This window comes from Phenylobacterium deserti (genome assembly GCF_003254705.1).
GTDB lineage: Bacteria > Pseudomonadota > Alphaproteobacteria > Caulobacterales > Caulobacteraceae > Phenylobacterium > Phenylobacterium deserti.
In genome coordinates this window covers 404,698-423,751 of sequence record NZ_QFYR01000002.1, presented here as the reverse complement: position 1 = coordinate 423,751, position 19,054 = coordinate 404,698, and the positions used below count along the sequence as shown (strand labels likewise).

Here is a 19,054-nt window from a genome sequence, read left to right as displayed (position 1 = left end):
CCTCCGTTCGGGACCAAAACCCCTAGCCTCGCCTTTCGTTCAGCGCAGTTCGCGCGCCGCAGCGACGACCCGCGCCGCCTTCTCGGTGGTCTCAGCCACCGTCTGGCCGGCGCGGTAGATCTCCCCGCCCAGACCGAACGCACGGGCGCCCACCGCCCACCAGTCCGCCATGGTGTCGGGCCCGACCCCGCCCACGGCCCAGACCACCGCCTGGCCGGGCAGCACGGCCTTGAGCTGCTTGAGATGCGCCGGCCCATAGGTCACGGCAGGAAACAGCTTCAGGTGCCGCGCGCCGGCCTCCAGCGCCATGAAGGCTTCCGTGGCGGTGGCGAAACCAGGCGCCGGATCGAGCTTCAACTCCACCGCCCGGCGGATCACGTCGCAGGAGGTGTTCGGCGAGACGATGATGCGCCCGCCGACCTGCGCCACCGCATCGACCCGTTCCGCGGTCAGCACAGTGCCCGCCCCGAACGCCATCCGGTCGCCGAACGCCTCCCCCAGTTTGCGGATGCTGTCGATTGGATCCGGTGAGTTGAGAGGCACTTCCACGCCACGCACGCCCGCATCATAGAGAGCCTGGGCGTGATCGAGGATCTCGTCCGGCCGGACGCCGCGAACGATCGCCACCACCGGGCATTCGGCAAGAGCATCGTCGAGGGTCATTGGCCGGCTCCCATCTGGTAAAGCGCGAACAGGCCGGCCACCGCAGCCTCTTCGCCGTCAAAGGTCTCGGAAGCCACGCCACGCGCCTCCAGCGCTCGGCTGTAGTGGCTGCAGAGCATCTCATCGCCTAGCAGCACGAGCGGCTCGCCCGGCCGTAGGCCAAGCAGTCGTGGCATGGCCGCCACCTCAGCCCCGATCAGCAGCCCCGAGAGATAGCTTGGCGTGCTCTCGACGGGCTTGCCGCCGCCGACCACCCGGGCTCTGGCGGTGAACAGCCGCGCCGCGAGTCCGTCGCCCTCACCGGCCGCGGCGACACCTTCAAGGAAGGCCGCCGCATCGTCTGCGCGCCCCTCGCCTTTTAAGACGCTGTGCTTGCTCAGCACGGCGAAGAGCTCGCCGGTCATGGCGGTCACGAACTGGGCGAGCTTGCCGTCCTCGACCACCATCCACTTGGCGTGCGTGCCCGGGTGGCAGACCACCTGGCGGCCGCGCGCCCGCTCTGGGTGGCGCGCCAGCCAGCCGAAAAGCTGGGTCTCCTCGCCGCGCATCACGTCGCTGGAGCCGGTCAGGCCAGTGCTGCGCATCCCCGGCACGATCCGCGCCCAGGGCGCGTCGGCCTCCACCGGTACGAGCTGCTTTGCGAGATCTTCCAGACCCGCCGCGCAGTCCACGTAGGGCGCGATGGTCCAGCCGAGGTTAGATCCGACCATGCCGCACAGCACCGCAGGCAGTCCCTGCGCCCTCAGATGCGGCTGCACCTCGTTCCGAAAGCGCTCGGCCGCCTCACCCGGTTTGAGGTTCGACACCCCCAAGCCGCGGAACTCGCCGCTTTCCACCACCCGGCCTTCCCCATCCAGGGTCCAGGCGCGGAGGTTGGTGGTGCCCCAGTCGCAGGCCAGCAGCTCGGCTTCCGCCATCAATGGGACTCCCGCGTCACTTCCGAACTCGACTTGCCGACCAGGAACTCGAGGTCCGCCCCCTGATCGGCCTGCAGCACGGTGTCGATATAAAGCTTGTACCAGCCGCGCGTGAACTTACTGGGCTCGCGCGTCGCTTCCCAGTCTTCGCGCCGCCGCTGCAGCTCGGCGTCATCCACCAGCAGCTCCAGCGACCGGTTGGGACCATCCACCACGATCTCGTCGCCGTTGCGCACCAGGGCCAGCGGCCCGCCTGCCTCGGCCTCTGGCGCCACGTGCAGGATCACCGTGCCATAGGCGGTTCCGCTCATGCGCGCGTCGGAGATGCGGACCATGTCGCGCACGCCCTTGTGCAGCAGCTTGGGCGGCAAGGCCATGTTCCCCACCTCGGGCATGCCTGGATAGCCTTTGGGCCCGCAGCCCTTCAGCACCAGGATGGAGGTCTCGTCGACCTCCAGATCCGGATCGTCGATGCGCGCGTGGTAGTCCTCGATGTTCTCGAACACCACCGCTCGCCCTTTGTGCGTCAGCAGTTCCGGCGTCGCGGCGCTCGGCTTGATGATGGCGCCTCGCGGGGCGAGGTTGCCGCGCAGCACCCACACGCCCGAGGACGGCCCGATCGGCGCCTCCGGCGTGCCGATCACCTCGCTGTTCCACACCTGCGCCGCGTCCGCGATCTCGCCCTGGGTATGGCCAGACACCGTCATGACGTCGCGCCGCAGGCGCTCGCCCAGCACGTTCATGACGGCGGGCACCCCGCCGGCGTAGCAGAAGTCCTCCATCAGGTACTTGCCCGACGGCATCAGGTTTACGAGCAGCGGCGCCTCGCGGCCGATCCGATCGAAGTCGTCGAGCGTCAGCTCCAGCCCCACCCGCCCCGCCAAGGCGATCAGGTGAACCACTGCGTTCGTGGATCCGCCGATGGCGGCGTGCATCAGGATGGCGTTCTCGAACGCTTCCCGCGTGAGGATCTGCGACAGCCGGACATCCTGCTTCACCAGCTCGACGATCCGCATCCCGGTCAGATGCGCGAGCGTTTTGCGGCGTGAGTCGACGCCCGGCAGGGCGGCGTTGTTGGGCAGGCTGACGCCCAGCGCCTCGATCAGGCTGGCGATGGTCGAGGCCGTGCCCATGGTGTTGCAGGTGCCGTGGCTGCGGCTCATCCCGGCTTCGGCGCTCAGGAAATCCTTGAGGCTCATTTCGCCGGCGCGCACCTGCTCGGAGAAGCGCCACACGTCGGTGCCCGACCCGATGTCCTTACCCTGAAACTTGCCGTTCAGCATCGGGCCGGAAGAGACCACCATGGTCGGCAGATCGACGCTGGCCGCCCCCATCAGCTGGCCGGGCGTGGTCTTGTCGCAGCCGCCCAGCAGCACGACCCCGTCGATGGGGTTGGCGCGGATGCTCTCTTCGACCTCCATGGCGAGGAGGTTGCGGAACAGCATGGCGGTGGGCCGCATCTGGGTTTCCGGCAGCGACATGGCGGGAAATTCGATCGGCACGCCGCCGGCTTCCCACACCCCTCGCTTCACGTACTCAGCCAGATCGCGCAGGTGGAATTGGCACGTCACCAGCTCCGACCAGGTGTTGCAGATCCCGATGATCGGCCGCCCGTCGAACACATGGTCCGGCAGTCCCGTGCCCTTGATCCAGCTGCGATGGATGAAGCCGTCGCGGTCGAGCTTGCCGTAGCTCTTGGCGCTGCGCAGAGGTTTGTCGGCCATGCGCGTCCTACCCTGAATGTTCGACGATGCTGGCAACCCTAACCCGCGACGACCCGGCTGGTTCAGAGGTCGCCCGTCACCCGGCGAACGTCGGCAGAGGATCGCCCCGAACGCCCGGTTCGAAAGCGAACAGCGCGCCGGCCAAGGGCTGAGCTTGGCGGGCCTCAGGCGTCAGCTCGTCCCAGGCGCTGGTGACGAACAGGGTGCAGAGATCCTCGCCTCCGAACGCGCAGCTGGTCGGCTGCTCCACGGGCACGGGTACGACGCGATCCACTGAGCCGTCCGGCGCATAGCGGACGACCCGCCAACCGCCCCAGTGAGCGGTCCACAGGAAACCCTCCTCGTCCATGGCCGCGCCGTCGGGCGAGCCGTTCTCGGCCGCGACAAAGGTCGTGCGGCGCGACAGGTCGGCCATGTCGTGGGCGAAGATCACGCCGTGCTTGGAGTCGGCCAGGAACATCCGCTCGCCGTTCGGTGTCCAAGCCGTCGCGTTGGCGATGTGAACGCCCTCGATGACGCGCTCCGTCCGCCACTCGGGCGTCGTGCGGAAGACGGCGCCCGGGCGGGTCCCGCCCTCGTCGTCCATGATGCTCCACCAGAAGGCCCCGTCAGGACCGATCTTGCCGTCGTTGGTGCGGAACCCGGGTTCGAAGGCGTGCGGCTGCACCAACTCGAAGGCCCCTGACCGGGTGTCGAACGCGGCCAGGCCACGTTCCGTCGCCAGCACAAGGCCGCCGCCTTGACGGACGACTGCGGCGCTTGCGCGCACCGGAAGGTCGAACGAGCCCTGAGAACCGGTGGAGGGCTCATGCCACGATAGCCTCCGCCCCTTGATGTCGAACCACCAAAGCCGGCGTTCCGACGAAACCCAAAGTGGGCCTTCTCCAAGCCTGTCAGATAGTTGCGCCACGACCCGCGGCTCCGGCGACCTCGACACCTCTTAACTCCCTCGAATCGTGTATCGGTGCGGCGAACACTGTTCTGCCCGCCCTGCGACATCCTGACTCCGGCGCTTAGGTTCCATTCAGACTCCGGGGTCTACTATGTTCATCGACGAATCCGGGAGGGGATCCCAACAATGTCGCTGTCCAGTTACTCTGACGTCTTCTCGATCAACCACGACCGCGGGTACGAAGAAGAGATCCACGCGGGCGACCTCGTCCGCACGGGTCCCAACCTGTTTCCGCACTTCGAGGTTCTCGCCGTTCACGCCGATAAGGCTTGGGTCCGCAACGTGACCACCGGCGCCGATCACCTGGCGATCTTGTCGCGCTGCCGCAAGATCAACGGCCAGCCGCTCGCCGCCGCGGCGGAATAAGACCTCGATTCCCTCCCCTCCGTCGGTCCGCCGACGGAAAACTCGTGAACCAAGCTGCGCGCCCCGAGTTCTAGCGGACAAGGGGCGCTTTTGCGCGCGATCAGCTTGGAGGACGCGCTATCTCCGCTTTCATGTTCGCTACGGGGATCGAAAACAGCATCCCCAAGATCAAGAATGGCCGCGTCCGCGTGGACCAGATGGAGTCCTGCGGCCACTATCGCCATTGGCGTAAGGACTTCGACCTGCTGGAAGAGATGGGCCTGCGCTTCCTGCGCTACGGCCCGCCGCTGCACACCAGCCTGCTGTCCGCAGACAAGTACGACTGGGAGTTCGCCGACGTCACCTTCGCTGAGCTGAAGCGGCGAGACATCGTGCCGATCGTCGACCTGTGCCACTTCGGCGTGCCCGACTGGCTGGGCGACTTCCAGAACCCGGACTTCCCGGAGGTGTTCGCCAGGTACGCGGCGGCCTTCGCCCGGCGTTTCCCCTGGGTGCAGCTCTACACCCCGGTCAACGAGATGTTCATCTGCGCCCAGTTCTCGGCCAAGTACGGCTGGTGGAACGAGCAGGGCACGACGGACAAGACCTTCGTCACGGCGCTCAAGCACATCGTCAAAGCGAACGTGCGCGCCATGCAGGAGATTCTGAAGGTCCGCGCTGACGCGATCTTCATCCAGAGCGAGTCCTCGGAGTACTTCCACGCCGAGAACCCCGCGGCCATCAAGCCGGCGGAGATCGAGAACTCCAAGCGCTTCCTGTCGCTGGACCTGAACTACGGCCATCGGGTCGACTCGGAGATGTACGAGTACCTGATGGACAACGGCATGACCCGGGACGAGTACCACTTCTTCCTGGGCAACTCGCTGCACCACCACTGCATCCTGGGCAACGACTACTACTGGACCAACGAGCACCGGGTGGCCGCCGACGGCCGCACGGCGGCTTCTGGCGAGATCTTCGGCTACTCGGAGATCACCCGGCAGTACTACAGCCGCTACCGACTGCCGGTGATGCACACCGAGACCAACATCGCCGAAGGGCCCAACGGGGACGAGGCGGTGAACTGGCTCTGGAAGGAGTGGGCCAACGTCCTGCGCGTGCGCAACGACGGCGTGCCGACGGTCGGCTTCACCTGGTACTCCCTCACCGACCAGATCGACTGGGACACGGGCTTGCGGGAAAACAACGGCCGGGTGCACCCGGTGGGGCTCTATGACCTGAACCGGGATATCCGCCCGGTCGGCAAGTCGTACAAGCAGCTGATCGCCGATTGGGGCGAGGTGCTGCCCACCCAAAGCGTCTGCCTCAGTGTTCCCATCGTGCTGCCCTCGGAGTACGAGGAGCGATCCGCCGAGCGGCAAAGAGCCGACGCGCGACGCCTGCGGGCCGTGGAGCTCGCCACCGGCAACTGAGGAGGCCCATGGCCGAGCTCCTGATCGGCGGCATGCCCGCCGTCACTCTTCGCGCCAGCGACGCGCCGGCCGAAGGGCCAGCCATCCTGGAAGCTGTGGTCCTTCCTGGCCGAGGCATGATGCTGCTGCAGGCCAAGGTGCGCCTGCCCTCGGGCGAACTGTTCGAGCTGATTCATGCGCCGCCCCTGGCGGAGGCGCCTGGCCAGCTCGACGGCGGACCCGACGACTTCGCGGGCAACAAGGCCTTCACCTTCGGCGGCGCGATCCTCGTGCCCTACGCCAACCGGATCACCGGCCGGAACCTCGAAGGCTCGCGCGAGACGGAAGCCGAAGTCGATGGCCGCACGGTTCGCCTGCTGCGCAACTGGGGCGGCAAGGCTCCCGGCGCGGCCCAGTATTCGATGCACGGGCTGATCCTCGACGCTCAGATCCCCTTCGAGCAGCCCAGTGAGGACGTAGTCCGTGGACGTCTGCAGGCGGGCAGCTTCGGCGGGCGCTGGCCCTCGGAGACCGAGCTTGAGTTCGAGTGGCGGCTGGCCGGCGGCGTCCTCAGCCTGCGGATCGACGCGCACAACCGGGGGGACGAAGTCCTGCCCATGGGCATCGGCTGGCACCCTTACCTCAATCTTCCCAGCCAGGACCGCCGCCAGGCTCGCCTGAGGCTCCCCGCCGCCAAGCGGGCGGAGGTGAACGACTACGACGAAGTGCTGCCCACCGGCCGCTTGCTGGACACGGTCGGCAGCCCCTACGACTTCAATGCCCCTCAAGGCGCCGCGTTGGCCGACCTTTATCTGGACGACTGCTTCACCGAACTGGAGCGCACCGGCGGTGAAGCTGTGGTCGAGGTGCTCGATCCGGCCGCCGGCGTCGGCTTCCGGGCCACCTCCCCCTCGCCCGAGGTGCATGCCATCCAAGTCTATGCGCCGACCGACAAGGCGTTCGTCGTGGTGGAGCCGCAGTTCAACCTGGCCGATCCCTACAGCCCGCTTTATCCGCAAGGAACGCAGACGGGGATGACGCGCGTGGCGCCCGGCGGGTCAGTCACCTACGAGGCTCGGCTGGAAGCCTTTGCCTTAGGAACCTGACTCTCACCTGACAGTTGTGGAGGCCAAACCGGAGGCCTCCATGAGCGGGTCTGTACGACCGCAAGTTCAGGAAGACGCAGAGATTGTCGATTTCGACGAAGCGCTGCTTCAAGCCTGCCCGGCTGAGCTCCGAGCTGAACTGATCAGCGAAGCGAACTTGCTCGCCCAAGCCTTCGCGCCGGAAGGCCGTCCCGCACAGCTTGAGGCCATGGCTGTCGCTCTGACTCGCGGCGCGCAATCGCCGGACATGGACCGTGGACGGGCGCGCCGCCTGGCGGCCGCACTGCGCGCCCTCGCTCGCGAGAGCGAGCGCTGACCCCTATTCGGCCGCCGCCACCGACGAGCCGCGGCCGGAGCGGCGCTTCTTGCCGCCTTCGCCATCCAGCAGCTTGCGCAGCTTGGCCGCCAGCAGCGCCGTCTCGTACGGCTTGTCGAGCAGCGGGAACTCGGCGTTCTCGATCACCGCGCCCTCGCCCACGAAACCCGAGGTGAGCAGGATCTGCAGTCCGGGACGCAACTCCCGCGCCGTGCGGGCCAGGCTCACGCCGCTCACGCCGCCCGGCATCACCACGTCGGTGAACAGCAGGTCGATCTCCGCAGCCGAGTTGAGCACGTCCAGCGCCTCGGCGGCGTTGGTGGCGGTGGTCACCTGGTAGCCAAGGGCGCCGAGCATATCGACCGTCAGGGACAGCACGGTCGCGTCGTCTTCCACGACCAGGATCCGCTCTGAGCCGCCCTCGATGGTCTTCTGGCGCGCTTCCGGGCGGACGTCCTCGGCCGGCGCGTCCGAGGCCGGCAGGCGCAGTTGGAAGCTGGTGCCATGGTTCGGCGCGCTTTCCAGGCGGACCTCGCCCTCGGACTGCCGGACGAAGCCGTAAACTTGGCTGAGGCCCAAGCCCGAGCCCTTACCCACTTCCTTGGTCGTGAAGAACGGCTCGAAGACGCGCTCGCGCACATCGGGCGACATGCCGACGCCGGTGTCCGAGACGGCGATCACGACCTGCTCGCCCTTGTCACCCGCTTCACGCGCGGTCTGGATCGACAGCAGCCCGCCTTCCGGCATCGCGTCGCGCGCGTTGACCGCCAGGTTGAGCAGCGCCGTCTCAAGCTGCGTGGGATCGACGTGGGCGCAGCAGGGCTCGTCCGCCAGCAGCAGTTCGACCGTCACCGCCTCGCCCACCGCCTGACGCACAAGCGGCGCGAAGTCGCGGATCAGGGCGTTCACATCCAGGGTGACCGGGCTCAGGTGCTGCCGGCGCGAGAAGGCCAGCAGTTGGCGTGTCAGGTCGCGGCCGCGCTCGGCCGCCTGGCGGATGGCGTCGATGCGACGGGCTCTGCGGGCCTCTTCCTCTTGCTTGCGGGCGAGCATGTCGACGTTGCCCAGCACCACAGTCAGCAAGTTGTTGAAATCGTGGGCTACACCGCCCGTCAGCTGCCCCACCGCCTCCATCTTGCGGGCGTGGGTCAGCTGCTCCTCGAGCATACGGCGATCGGTGGCGTCGAGGATCACGCCGAAGATCTCGCGCGGCTCCCCGTCCATGCTGGGCGCCAGCACGCCCTGGTCCTGCAGAACCCTGTACTGCCCGTCGGCGCACAGCCAGCGGAACTCGCACGAGTAGCGGCCGGTCTCCGCAGCGCCCGCGAAGGCGTCGATCACCGCGTCGATGTCGTCCGGGTGGATGCGGCCGACGCCGAACTCGGCCTCGTCCACGAAGCGATGCGCCGGAAATCCGGTGATCTCCTCGATGGCTTCGGACACGAACTGAGGCGCGAACGGCGGCTCCAGGCTTCGCGACGTGAAGACGATCGGCAGCGACTGGAGGATCGCCTCCTGCCGCGCCTCCGTCCGCCGCAACGCCCGCTCGGTCAGCGCCTTTTCGGCCTTCACCCGAGCATGCTCGTCCAGCAGCCACTGTTGGTAGGCCGACTGCCGCTTCACCTCTTCGGTCTTCAGGTAGAGGTCCACGAGGACGCTCACCTTGGACTTCAGGATGAACGGGTCCACCGGCTTGAACACCACGTCCACGGCCCCGGCCGAATAGGCCTGGAAGACGTGAGCCTCGTCCCGGAAGATGGCCGTGACAAAGACGATCGGGGTGCGAGCCGTCCGCTTGCGCGTCCGGATCAGCGCCGCCGTCTCGTACCCGTCCATCCCGGGCATGTGGAGGTCGAGCAGGATGACGGCGAACTCTTCGACGAGTAGGCGCCGCAGCGCCTCCTCGCCCGAGCGCGCCACCACCAGTTCATGGCCGAGCTCTTCCAGCGCCTGCACCGCGGCGAACGCATTCCGCTCATCGTCATCGACGATCAGGATGCGGGCCGTGATCGGCGTCGACAGATCTGGCGGAGCCGAAGTCGCGGGCTCCGCCGTCTGCGACGGCGTCCAGGTGGACGCACTGGCGCTTTGAGCTCGGGTCACGTCAGCTCGCTTGCGGCAACAAGGAGACGACCGTGTCGCTGGCCAGCTTCATCGCGTCCGCACGTTGGATCGAGACCCGCAGCACGGACACGAGATGGTCGATGTCCACCGGCTTGGAAACATAGTCCGACGCGCCGGCCTGGATGCATTTCTGACGGTCGCCTTTCATGGCCTTGGCCGTGACGGCGACGATCGGCAGCTCCGTGAGACCCGGGCGAGAACGGATCTCGCGAATGGTCTCGTAGCCGTCCATGTCGGGCATCATGATGTCCACCAGAACAACGTCCACATCCGGCTTGGCGTCGAGCACCTCGAGACCCGCCCGACCGCTTTCAGCATAGGCGAGCTCGATTCCATACTCCTCGAGCGCCGAGGCGAGCGAGAAGATATTGCGGATATCGTCGTCGATCACCACCACCTTGCGGCCGGCGAGGACGGTGTCCTCGTGCTTGCTCTGGTTCAGCTTGGCCTTGGCCGGGGCAGACAGGCGTTCCATCGGCTCGTGCAGCAGCAGGCTCATCTGGTCGACCAGCTGGTCCGGCGTGCGGGCCATGCGGACCAGGCCGCCGAAGATAGCCAGGCGCAGGCGGCGATCATCGTCCCCGTCCATCTCCTCGGGCGCGTAGACCACCACCGGCACCATTCGGCCGTCGCTCTGCTTGAGCAGCTCGACAGTTTCACCGATCGGCTGGGCGGCGGCTTCGATCATGATGCCGTCTGGCCGCTCGGCGTTGGACCGGGAGAGCACCTCCGCGAGATCCGACACGAGTTCGACTTGTGTGAAGCACTGGCGCAGGGTGTCCGCCGCCTCGCCTTCGTTGCCGACCAGGACGATCTTGCGCTCGACCTTGGCCACAAAGCTCTTCACGCCTTGCAGGGTCGAGACCACCACCTCGCGCTCCACCGGCTTGTGGGTGAAGCCGAAGGCGCCGATCGACAAGCCGAGCCCCTTCTGGTCGTCCGCCGAAATGACGTGCACGGGGATGTGCCGCGTCTCGGGCGTGCGCTTCAGCAGGTCGAGCAGGGCCAGGCCGTCCATGTCCGGCAGGCCGATGTCGAGCATGATCGCGTCGGGGCCGAAGCGGCGGGCCAGCGACGGCGCAGCCGCGCCCTCCCCTGTCACCACGCCCTTGAACCCGCTTTCGTGAACCAGGCTCAGCAGGATGGAGGCGAACCGCGGGTCGTCCTCGACGATCAGCACGACGCTGTCGCCGGACCGGATGGTGTCGCGATCGTCCGCCACTGCTTCCACCGGCTCGTCCGAGAAGGCCGACGGCATCAGCATCGGACGCGGCAGCGACGGCATCGCCGGCGCGCGGCTGCTGGTCGGCGCCTGGGCCGGGCTGAAGTTCAGCGGCAGGAACAGGGTGAAGGTCGAGCCCTTGCCCGGGATCGAGGTCACCTTCAGCTCGCCGCCGAGCAGGCGGGTGATTTCGCGGCTGATCGACAGACCCAGGCCCGTGCCGCCGTACTTGCGGCTGGTGGTGCCGTCGGCCTGCTGGAAGGCCTCGAAGATGATCCGCTGCTTGTCCTCGGGGATGCCGATGCCGGTGTCCTCGACCGACAGCGCCAGCACCTGGCCCGCCGTGTTGAGGTGGTCGTTGGTGGTGTTCCACCCGGCGTGCACCCGCGCGACCTTCAGCTTCACGCTGCCCTTCTCGGTGAACTTGAAGGCGTTCGACAGCAGGTTCTTGATGATCTGCTGCAGCCGCTTGTCGTCGGTGTACATCGAGCGCGGCAGCGCCGGATCCAGCTCGACCTGGAAGTCCAGCTTCTTGTCCGCGGCGATCTGCGAGAACGTCCGATCGACGTGGTCGCGCAGGGACGCGAAGGACATCTCGCCGATATCCAGGGTGACCGTCCCGGACTCGATCTTCGACAGGTCGAGGATGTCGTTGATGAGACCCAGGAGGTCGGTGCCCGCGTCGTGGATGTTGCGGGCGAACTCGACCTGCTTGTCCGTCAGGTTGCCCTGGGCGTTGTCCGCCAGCAGCTTGGACAGGATCAGCAGGCTGTTCAGCGGCGTGCGCAGCTCGTGCGACATGTTCGCCAGGAACTCGGACTTGTACTTCGAGGTCAGCGCCAGCTGCTCGGCCTTCTCTTCGAGGGCGAGCTTGGCCTGTTCCACTTCCCGGTTCTTGGCTTCCACCTGCTGGTTCTGGATCGACAGCAGGTGCGCCTTCTCCTGGAGCTCGGCGTTGGTCTGCTGCAGCTCCTCCTGCTTGGCGCGGAGCAGCTCTTCCGACTGACGCAAGCTGGCGGCCTGCTGTTCCAGCCGGTCGTTCGTCTTCTTCAGCTCTTCCTGCTGGGCCTGCAGTTCGGAGGTCAGCAGCTGCGACTGCTTCAACAGGCCTTCCGTCCGCATGTTGGCGGCGATGGTGTTGAGCACGATGCCGATGGATTCCATCAGCTGGTCGAGGAACTGCTGCTGGGTCTCGTTGAACTCGCCGAACGTGGCCAGTTCGATGACCGCCTTCACCTCGCCTTCGAACAGCGCCGGCAGCACGATGATGTTGGCCGGAGACGCCTCGCCGAGACCGGAGGAGATCTGGACGTAGTCCTTCGGCACATTGGTCAGCAGGATGCGCGACTTCTCGTACGCGCACTGGCCGATCAAGCCTTCCCGCAGCTTGAACTGGCTGGCCAGGTGCTTGCGGTTGTTGAAGGCGTAGGACGCTGCCAGGTTCAGGACCGTCTGGCTGTCTTCGTCACGATCCGAGACATAGAACACGGCGTGCTGGGCGTTGATCAGCGGCGCCAGTTCCGAGAGCACCAGGTTCGACACGGTCGACAGGTCGCGTTCGCCCTGCAGCATCCGGGTGAACCGGGCCAGGTTGGTCTTCAGCCAGTCCTGCTCGGTGTTCTTCAACGTCTGATCCTTCAGGTTCCGGATCATCTCGTTGATGTTGTTCTTCAGCTCTTCCACCTCTCCCGACGCTTCCACGGTGATGGACCGCGTCAGGTCGCCCTTGGTCACGGCGGTGGACACTTCGGCGATGGCGCGCACCTGGGTGGTCAGGTTGGCGGCCATGGCGTTCACGTTGTCGGTCAGGTCGCGCCACAGGCCAGCGGCCCCCGGCACCCGGGCCTGACCGCCGAGCTTGCCTTCGATACCCACTTCACGGGCCACGTTGGTCACCTGGTCAGCGAAGGTGGCCAGGGTCTCAATCATGCCGTTGATGGTGTCGGCGAGCGCGGCGATTTCGCCCTTGGCGTCCAGGGTCAGCTTCCGCTTCAGGTCGCCCTTGGCCACCGCGGTCACGACGTCGGCGATGTTCCGCACCTGACCGGTGAGGTTCGCGGCCATCATGTTCACGTTGTCGGTGAGGTCCTTCCAGGTGCCGGCCACGCCAGGCACCTGCGCCTGACCGCCCAGCTTGCCTTCCGTACCCACTTCACGCGCCACCCGGGTCACTTCCGAGGCGAAGGAGTTCAGCTGGTCCACCATGGTGTTGATGGTGTTCTTCAGCTCGAGGATTTCACCGCGCACGTCCACGGTGATCTTCTTGGACAAGTCGCCCTTGGCCACGGCGGTGGTCACGTCGGCGATGTTCCGCACCTGACCGGTCAGGTTGGCGGCCATCAGGTTCACGTTGTCGGTGAGGTCCTTCCAGGTGCCGGCGACGCCCTTCACCTGGGCCTGACCGCCCAGCTTGCCTTCCGTACCCACTTCCCGCGCCACGCGCGTCACTTCCGAGGCGAAGGCGTTCAGCTGGTCCACCATGGTGTTGATGGTGTTCTTCAGCTCGAGGATTTCACCGCGCACGTCCACGGTGATCTTCTTGGACAAGTCGCCCATGGCCACGGCGGTGGTCACTTCGGCGATGTTCCGCACCTGGCCGGTCAGGTTGGCGGCCATGAAGTTCACGTTGTCGGTGAGGTCCTTCCAGGTGCCGGCGACGCCCTTCACCTGCGCCTGACCGCCGAGCTTGCCTTCCGTACCCACTTCCCGGGCCACCCGGGTCACTTCCGAGGCGAAGGAGTTCAGCTGGTCCACCATGGTGTTGATGGTGTTCTTCAGCTCGAGGATTTCCCCCTTCACGTCCACGGTGATCTTCTTGGACAAGTCGCCGTTGGCCACGGCGGTGGTCACCTCGGCGATGTTCCGCACCTGGCCGGTCAGGTTGGCGGCCATGAGGTTCACGTTGTCGGTCAGGTCCTTCCAGGTGCCGGCGACGCCCTTCACCTGGGCCTGACCGCCGAGCTTGCCTTCCGTACCCACTTCACGCGCCACGCGCGTCACTTCCGACGAGAACGCGTTCAGCTGGTCCACCATGGTGTTGATGGTGTTCTTCAGCTCGAGGATTTCGCCGCGCACGTCCACGGTGATCTTCTTGGACAAGTCGCCCATGGCCACCGCGGTGGTCACCTCGGCGATGTTCCGCACCTGACCCGTCAGGTTGGCGGCCATGAGGTTCACGTTGTCGGTGAGGTCCTTCCAGGTGCCGGCGACGCCCTTAACGTTCGCCTGACCGCCCAGCTTGCCTTCCGTACCCACTTCCCGGGCCACCCGGGTCACTTCGCTCGCGAAGGCGTTCAGCTGGTCCACCATGGTGTTGATGGTGTTCTTCAGCTCGAGGATTTCCCCCTTCACGTCCACGGTGATCTTCTTGGACAAGTCGCCGTTGGCCACGGCGGTGGTCACTTCGGCGATGTTCCGCACCTGACCCGTCAGGTTGGCGGCCATGAAGTTCACGTTGTCGGTGAGGTCCTTCCAGGCGCCCGTCACGCCTTCCACTCGGGCCTGACCGCCGAGCTTGCCCTCCGTACCCACTTCCCGCGCCACGCGCGTCACTTCCGAGGCGAAGGAGTTCAGCTGGTCCACCATGGTGTTGATGGTGTTCTTCAGCTCGAGAATTTCACCGCGCACGTCCACGGTGATCTTCTTGGACAAGTCGCCGCGCGCCACGGCGGTGGTCACTTCGGCGATGTTACGAACCTGGCCAGTCAGGTTGGCGGCCATCAGGTTCACGTTGTCGGTCAGGTCCTTCCAGGTGCCGGCGACGCCCTTCACCTGGGCCTGACCGCCGAGCTTGCCTTCCGTACCCACTTCACGCGCCACCCGCGTCACTTCCGAGGCGAAGGAGTTCAGCTGGTCCACCATGGTGTTGATGGTGTTCTTCAGCTCGAGCACCTCGCCCTTCACGTCCACGGTGATCTTCTTGGACAAGTCCCCGTTGGCCACGGCGGTGGTCACGTCGGCGATGTTCCGCACCTGACCGGTCAGGTTGGCGGCCATCAGGTTCACGTTGTCGGTCAGGTCCTTCCAGGTGCCGGCGACGCCCTTCACCTGGGCCTGACCGCCGAGCTTGCCTTCCGTACCCACTTCCCGCGCCACGCGGGTCACTTCCGAGGCGAACGAGCCCAGCTGGCCCACCATGGTGTTCACGACCTTGCCGATGCGGAGGAATTCGCCCCGCAGCGGGCGCTCCTCGTTCTCGAGGTCCATGGTCTGCGACAGGTCGCCCTTGGCCACGGCGCCGATCACGCGGGCCATTTCGGCGGTGGGGTGCACCATGTCGGCGATAAGGGTGTTCACCGCATCGACCGAGGCCGCCCAGGAGCCCTGCGCCGACGGCAGGCGAGCCCGGTGGTTGATCTTGCCCTGACGGCCGACGGTCTCGCCCAGCCGCTCAAATTCCTTGGTCATCCGGTCGTTCAGCTCGACGACGTCGTTGAACGCTTCCGCGATCTCGCCGCCGATGCCCGTCAGCCCGCGCGAAAGACGGACCGAGAAGTCGCCGCGCCGGAACGCGCGCAGCGCGGCCAGCAGTTCGGCCGTTTCCAGCGACACGTCAGGCTTGCTGGCGCGGCTCGAGGTCTTCGATTTGGCGGCCTTCGTAGAGGCGGCGGCGGATGCAGGCATGGTTCCCCCGGAGGACATGGTGCGGTCTCGGGGGCCATGAATCGGAGTCCGCGCGACCAACTCGGTCGTCCGCAGAAACCAAGACACACCCCCGCCCTTTAGGCACAACCGAGAACCCGATCCTTGGGTTCCAGCTTGGCTGCAAATAATTTTTCGTGACGTCCGCCGGCCGTTTCAGGTCGCCCTATGCTGCCCTGAATCGTGCGCCGGATAAGCTAATCTAGCCCTGCAAAATGGTAGCGTAAACAAATGTGTATGGCGCAGGTCGAGGCCGACTTGTCGCACCCAACGAACAGCGTTGCCGGAACCGGGGACAGGGCCTCCCGTTTCCGACGGAGCGCCAACCGGGCGCCGCACCTGGAAGAGCAACCTCGCCCGATGTCCCAAGCCTATGACGCCTCAGCCTTCGAGCCGCCGCCCGAGGCTGAGGCCTTTTACGCCGAAAGTCTGAAGCTGCTGTCGGAATCCGGGATTCCGTTCCTGCTGTCCGGCACCTATGCGGTGACGGCCTACACGGGGATCTCGCGTCCCACCAAGGACCTCGACGTCTTCTGCAAGGCGGGCGACTACCCGAAGATCCTGGCCTTCTTCCAGGAGCGTGGCTACCGCACCGACGTCGAGGACGAGCGCTGGATCGCCAAGGTCTGGCAGGACAACCACTTCTTCGACGTGATCTTCGCCATGTCGAACGGCACCGCCCCCATCACGGAGGAGTGGTTCCACGAGAACGGCGAGATCGAGGTCTATGGCTCGAAGGCGAAGATCACGCCTCCGACGGAGCTGATCCTCTCGAAGCTCTTCATCCAGGACCGGTATCGCTTCGACGGCGCGGACGTCGCGCACGTCATTCTGCGGGCCCACGACAAGATCGATTGGCCGCACCTGATGCGGTACACCGAGCCCTATTGGGAGGTGCTGCTCAGCCACCTCATCAATTTCCGCTTCATCTACCCAACCGAGCGCGACGTCATTCCGCGCTGGGTCATGGACGAGCTGACAAGCCGCCTGCACGCCCAGGTCGGCCTGCCGCCCGCGCGAGTGAGGGTGTGCCGCGGCCGCCTGTTCTCTCCGCGCGACTATGTCACCGACATCACCGAGTGGGGCTTCGCCGACGTCGTCGGCAAGGGCCTGGAGGAACGGCATGAGCCTATCGCCTGACGTGCAACCGACCGGCGGGACGCTCCGCCTGGCAGCCATCGGAGACCTTCACGTCGGCGAGAACCATGTGCATCCCTACCGGGAGCTGTTCTCGCGCATCAGCCAGGAAGCCGATGTGCTCGCCCTCTGCGGCGACCTTACCAACTTCGGCAAGACGCCCGAGGTGGAAATCCTGGCCGAGGACCTGCAGGCCTGCACGATCCCAATGGTCGGCGTGCTCGGCAACCACGATTACGAATGTGGCCAGCCGCAGGAAGTCTCGCGCATCCTGCGCCAGGCCGGCGTCACCATGCTCGACGGCGAAGCGCACGAGATCGGCGGCGTGGGCTTCGCTGGCTGCAAGGGCTTCATCGGCGGCTTCGGGCGCTACATGCTGAGCGCGTTCGGCGAGCCGGAGATCAAGAGCTTCGTCCAGGCCTCCGTCGACGAGAACCTGAAGCTGGAAAGCTCCATGCGCATGCTGCGAAGCGACCGCAACGTGGTGCTCCTGCACTACGCACCGGTGCAGGACACGGTGGAAGGCGAGCCGCCGGAGATCTTCCCCTTCCTTGGGTCCGCGCGGATGGGCGAGACCATCGACCGTTTCGATGGGGTGAAGTGCGTGCTGCACGGCCACGCCCACAAGGGCGCCTACCAGGGGCGGACCCCTCGCGGCGTGCCGGTCTACAACGTGGCGCGCCCGGTGCTGAACCGCGACGTCGGCGTCGAGTTCGCAGTCTTCGACGTCTGAGCGGCGAGCGCGTCGCGCCCGATCGTCACTTCTTGGAGTCGAGCTCGTTGAGCACGGCTTCAGGGGCGACCTCTTGAGAGATTTCCTCAAGTTCGCGGTCCTGAGCCGCCTCGACGTCGAGCCGCTCGGCGATCGAGGTGGTTAGTTTCACCAGTTGGGTGATCTCGTACTCGGCCAGGAGGTTGATCTGCAGGTCGAGATCGGCGCGCTTCTCAGAAAGCGCCGCGATCCGGTTCTGCGAGATCAGCACGAATGTGGACAGGAAGATCGCCTCCACCGAGGCGATGGTGGCCAGGATCACAAAGGTCCGGTCAAAGCGGGGCACGCCAGGGATGACGCCCAGGTTGGCGGCGACCCAGAAGCCCACCAGCAGCAGATGCAGGTAGACGAAGTTCAGGGAGCCGGTGAAGTCGGTGATCCGCGCGGCAAGGCGCTCTCCCCGAGTGGCTTCCGCCTCCTCCCGCTTCCTTTGATCGCGCATCGCCTCGATGTTGCGGCGAAGCACCGCCGCCATGTCTCCCGGCGGCGCCCCGGTCTGGGCAGGATAGGTGACCCTCGGTCGATCTGGCTGGCTCGTCATCGCCAGACGAATTCCCAGCCCCCGCCGCCGTTCCCTCCGCGCCGCTTCGGAACCTTCACCTTGAGCGGGGGTTCACGCTCTCAGGGACGCCAGACCATGAAGCTTGTGATTTTCGGCCTGACGGTGAGTTCGTCGTGGGGCAACGGACACGCCACTCTCTGGCGCGGGTTGATCCGCGCGCTCGAGGGCCGCGGCGTGAAGGTCGTCTTCTTCGAACGGGACGTTCCCTACTACGCCCACCACCGCGATCTCTGGACCCTGCCCGCCGGCGATCTCGTCCTCTACCCGGACTGGGATAGCGTTCGCGAGCGGGCGCGGGCCGAAGCCCGATCCGCCGACGTGGTGATGGTCACCTCTTACTGCCCGGACGGCCGCCAGGCGTCGGCCCTGGCCGCCGAGAGCGGGCGCCAGGCGGTGTTCTACGATATGGACACGCCAGTGACCCTGGCCCGGCTGTCAGCCGGCGAAAGCGTCGACTACCTGCCAGTCGAAGGGCTCTCGGGCTTCGACCTCGTCCTCAGCTACACAGGCGGCGAGGCGCTTGTCCGCCTGCAGCGCGACCTCGGCGCCCGGCGCGCCCTGCCGCTTTACGGCCATGTCGATCCCGCTGCGCACCGGCCCGTGCCGGCGGACGAACGCTACGGGTGCGACCTGTCCTACCTCGGCACCTACGCCGCCGATCGACAGCCGGCCGTGAACGCCTTCTTCGCTGAGCCGGCGCGCCTTCGGCCCGACAAGCGCTTCGTACTGGGCGGCTCGGGCTATGACGCGAGCTTCCCATGGGTCGACAACATCTTCTTCTTCGACCATGTGCCGCCTGGCGAGCATCCGGCGTTCTTCGCATCCTCCAAGCTCACCCTGAACGTCACGCGGCGGGACATGGCCCAGATGGGGTACTGCCCCTCCGGCAGGCTGTTTGAGGCCGCGGCCTGCGGAACACCCATCCTCACCGACGTGTGGGAGGGCCTCGAGCTCTTCTTCGAACCGGGCCGCGAGATCCTCACCGCCACGAGCACGGATGAGGCCCTGGCGGCGGTGGACCTCGCGCCGGGCGACCTGGCGGCAATCGCCCGCGCTGCGCGGGAGCGGACGCTGGACCAGCACACCAGCGATCATCGCGCCGCCGAACTGATCGACATCCTGGCGCGATCGCCAACAGCCACCGACCTGGAGCGCGCCTGA

The 19,054-nt window shown here is 66.4% G+C and carries 14 protein-coding genes; 7 read left to right on the top strand and 7 right to left on the bottom strand.

Going from position 1 to position 19,054, the window contains the following annotated elements; all coding sequences use genetic code 11:
• Positions 1-39 precede the first annotated feature (39 nt).
• The 4 genes from DJ018_RS11665 to DJ018_RS11650 form a co-directional block, all read right to left on the bottom strand.
• Positions 40-663, bottom strand: coding sequence for a 2-dehydro-3-deoxy-6-phosphogalactonate aldolase (locus DJ018_RS11665; RefSeq protein WP_111515118.1), 624 nt, complete (start codon positions 661-663; stop codon positions 40-42).
• Complete coding sequence (locus DJ018_RS11660; RefSeq protein WP_111515117.1) at positions 660-1,580, bottom strand: 2-dehydro-3-deoxygalactonokinase; 921 nt, start codon at positions 1,578-1,580, stop codon at positions 660-662. The genes DJ018_RS11665 and DJ018_RS11660 overlap by 4 nt, the downstream gene beginning before the upstream one ends.
• Positions 1,580-3,304 carry an IlvD/Edd family dehydratase gene (locus DJ018_RS11655; protein WP_111515116.1) on the bottom strand — a complete coding sequence of 575 codons (1,725 nt, stop codon included), beginning with the start codon at positions 3,302-3,304 and terminating at the stop codon, positions 1,580-1,582. Before DJ018_RS11655 ends, DJ018_RS11660 begins: the two co-directional genes overlap by 1 nt.
• A gap of 76 nt (positions 3,305-3,380) precedes the next feature.
• Complete coding sequence (locus DJ018_RS11650; protein ID WP_165842900.1) at positions 3,381-4,214, bottom strand: SMP-30/gluconolactonase/LRE family protein; 834 nt, start codon at positions 4,212-4,214, stop codon at positions 3,381-3,383.
• Positions 4,215-4,382: 168 nt separating this feature from the next.
• On the opposite strand from DJ018_RS11650, the gene DJ018_RS11645 reads away from it, so the two are divergent.
• The 4 genes from DJ018_RS11645 to DJ018_RS11630 all read left to right on the top strand — a co-directional run bounded on the left by DJ018_RS11645 (position 4,383) and on the right by DJ018_RS11630 (position 7,435).
• A complete protein-coding gene (locus DJ018_RS11645; protein WP_111515114.1) occupies positions 4,383-4,622 on the top strand; it encodes a hypothetical protein in 240 nt (79 codons plus the stop codon).
• Positions 4,623-4,753: 131 nt separating this feature from the next.
• Positions 4,754-6,034: a family 1 glycosylhydrolase gene (locus DJ018_RS11640; protein WP_111515113.1), complete on the top strand. Its 1,281-nt coding sequence runs from the start codon at positions 4,754-4,756 to the stop codon at positions 6,032-6,034.
• Between the two features lie 8 nt (positions 6,035-6,042).
• Positions 6,043-7,119, top strand: coding sequence for an aldose 1-epimerase (locus tag DJ018_RS11635; protein ID WP_111515112.1), 1,077 nt, complete (start codon positions 6,043-6,045; stop codon positions 7,117-7,119).
• A gap of 40 nt (positions 7,120-7,159) precedes the next feature.
• Positions 7,160-7,435: a hypothetical protein gene (locus tag DJ018_RS11630; RefSeq protein WP_111515111.1), complete on the top strand. Its 276-nt coding sequence runs from the start codon at positions 7,160-7,162 to the stop codon at positions 7,433-7,435.
• A 3-nt stretch (positions 7,436-7,438) separates the two neighbouring features.
• Here DJ018_RS11630 and DJ018_RS11625 read toward each other — a convergent pair whose 3' ends face one another.
• Together DJ018_RS11625 and DJ018_RS11620 are read right to left on the bottom strand one after the other, a co-directional pair.
• Entirely contained in the window at positions 7,439-9,538 is a 2,100-nt protein-coding gene (locus DJ018_RS11625; RefSeq protein WP_111515110.1) for a response regulator, read from the bottom strand.
• Position 9,539: 1 nt separating this feature from the next.
• Positions 9,540-15,404 (bottom strand): HAMP domain-containing protein, encoded by a 5,865-nt coding sequence (locus DJ018_RS11620; RefSeq protein ID WP_205853758.1) that lies wholly within the window; start codon positions 15,402-15,404, stop codon positions 9,540-9,542.
• Positions 15,405-15,782: 378 nt separating this feature from the next.
• Here DJ018_RS11620 and DJ018_RS11615 point away from each other — a divergent pair, with 378 nt between their 5' ends.
• Positions 15,783-16,562: a nucleotidyltransferase family protein gene (locus tag DJ018_RS11615; RefSeq protein WP_111515109.1), complete on the top strand. Its 780-nt coding sequence runs from the start codon at positions 15,783-15,785 to the stop codon at positions 16,560-16,562.
• Positions 16,546-17,292 carry a metallophosphoesterase family protein gene (locus DJ018_RS11610; RefSeq protein ID WP_111515108.1) on the top strand — a complete coding sequence of 249 codons (747 nt, stop codon included), beginning with the start codon at positions 16,546-16,548 and terminating at the stop codon, positions 17,290-17,292. Before DJ018_RS11615 ends, DJ018_RS11610 begins: the two co-directional genes overlap by 17 nt.
• 25 nt (positions 17,293-17,317) lie before the next feature.
• On the opposite strand, the gene DJ018_RS11605 is transcribed toward DJ018_RS11610, so the two are convergent.
• Positions 17,318-17,872 (bottom strand): DUF1003 domain-containing protein, encoded by a 555-nt coding sequence (locus tag DJ018_RS11605; RefSeq protein ID WP_205853756.1) that lies wholly within the window; start codon positions 17,870-17,872, stop codon positions 17,318-17,320.
• Positions 17,873-17,968: 96 nt separating this feature from the next.
• Between DJ018_RS11605 and DJ018_RS11600 the strand changes: the two genes are divergently transcribed.
• Positions 17,969-19,054, top strand: a complete 1,086-nt coding sequence (locus DJ018_RS11600) for a CgeB family protein (protein ID WP_111515106.1) — start codon at positions 17,969-17,971, stop codon at positions 19,052-19,054.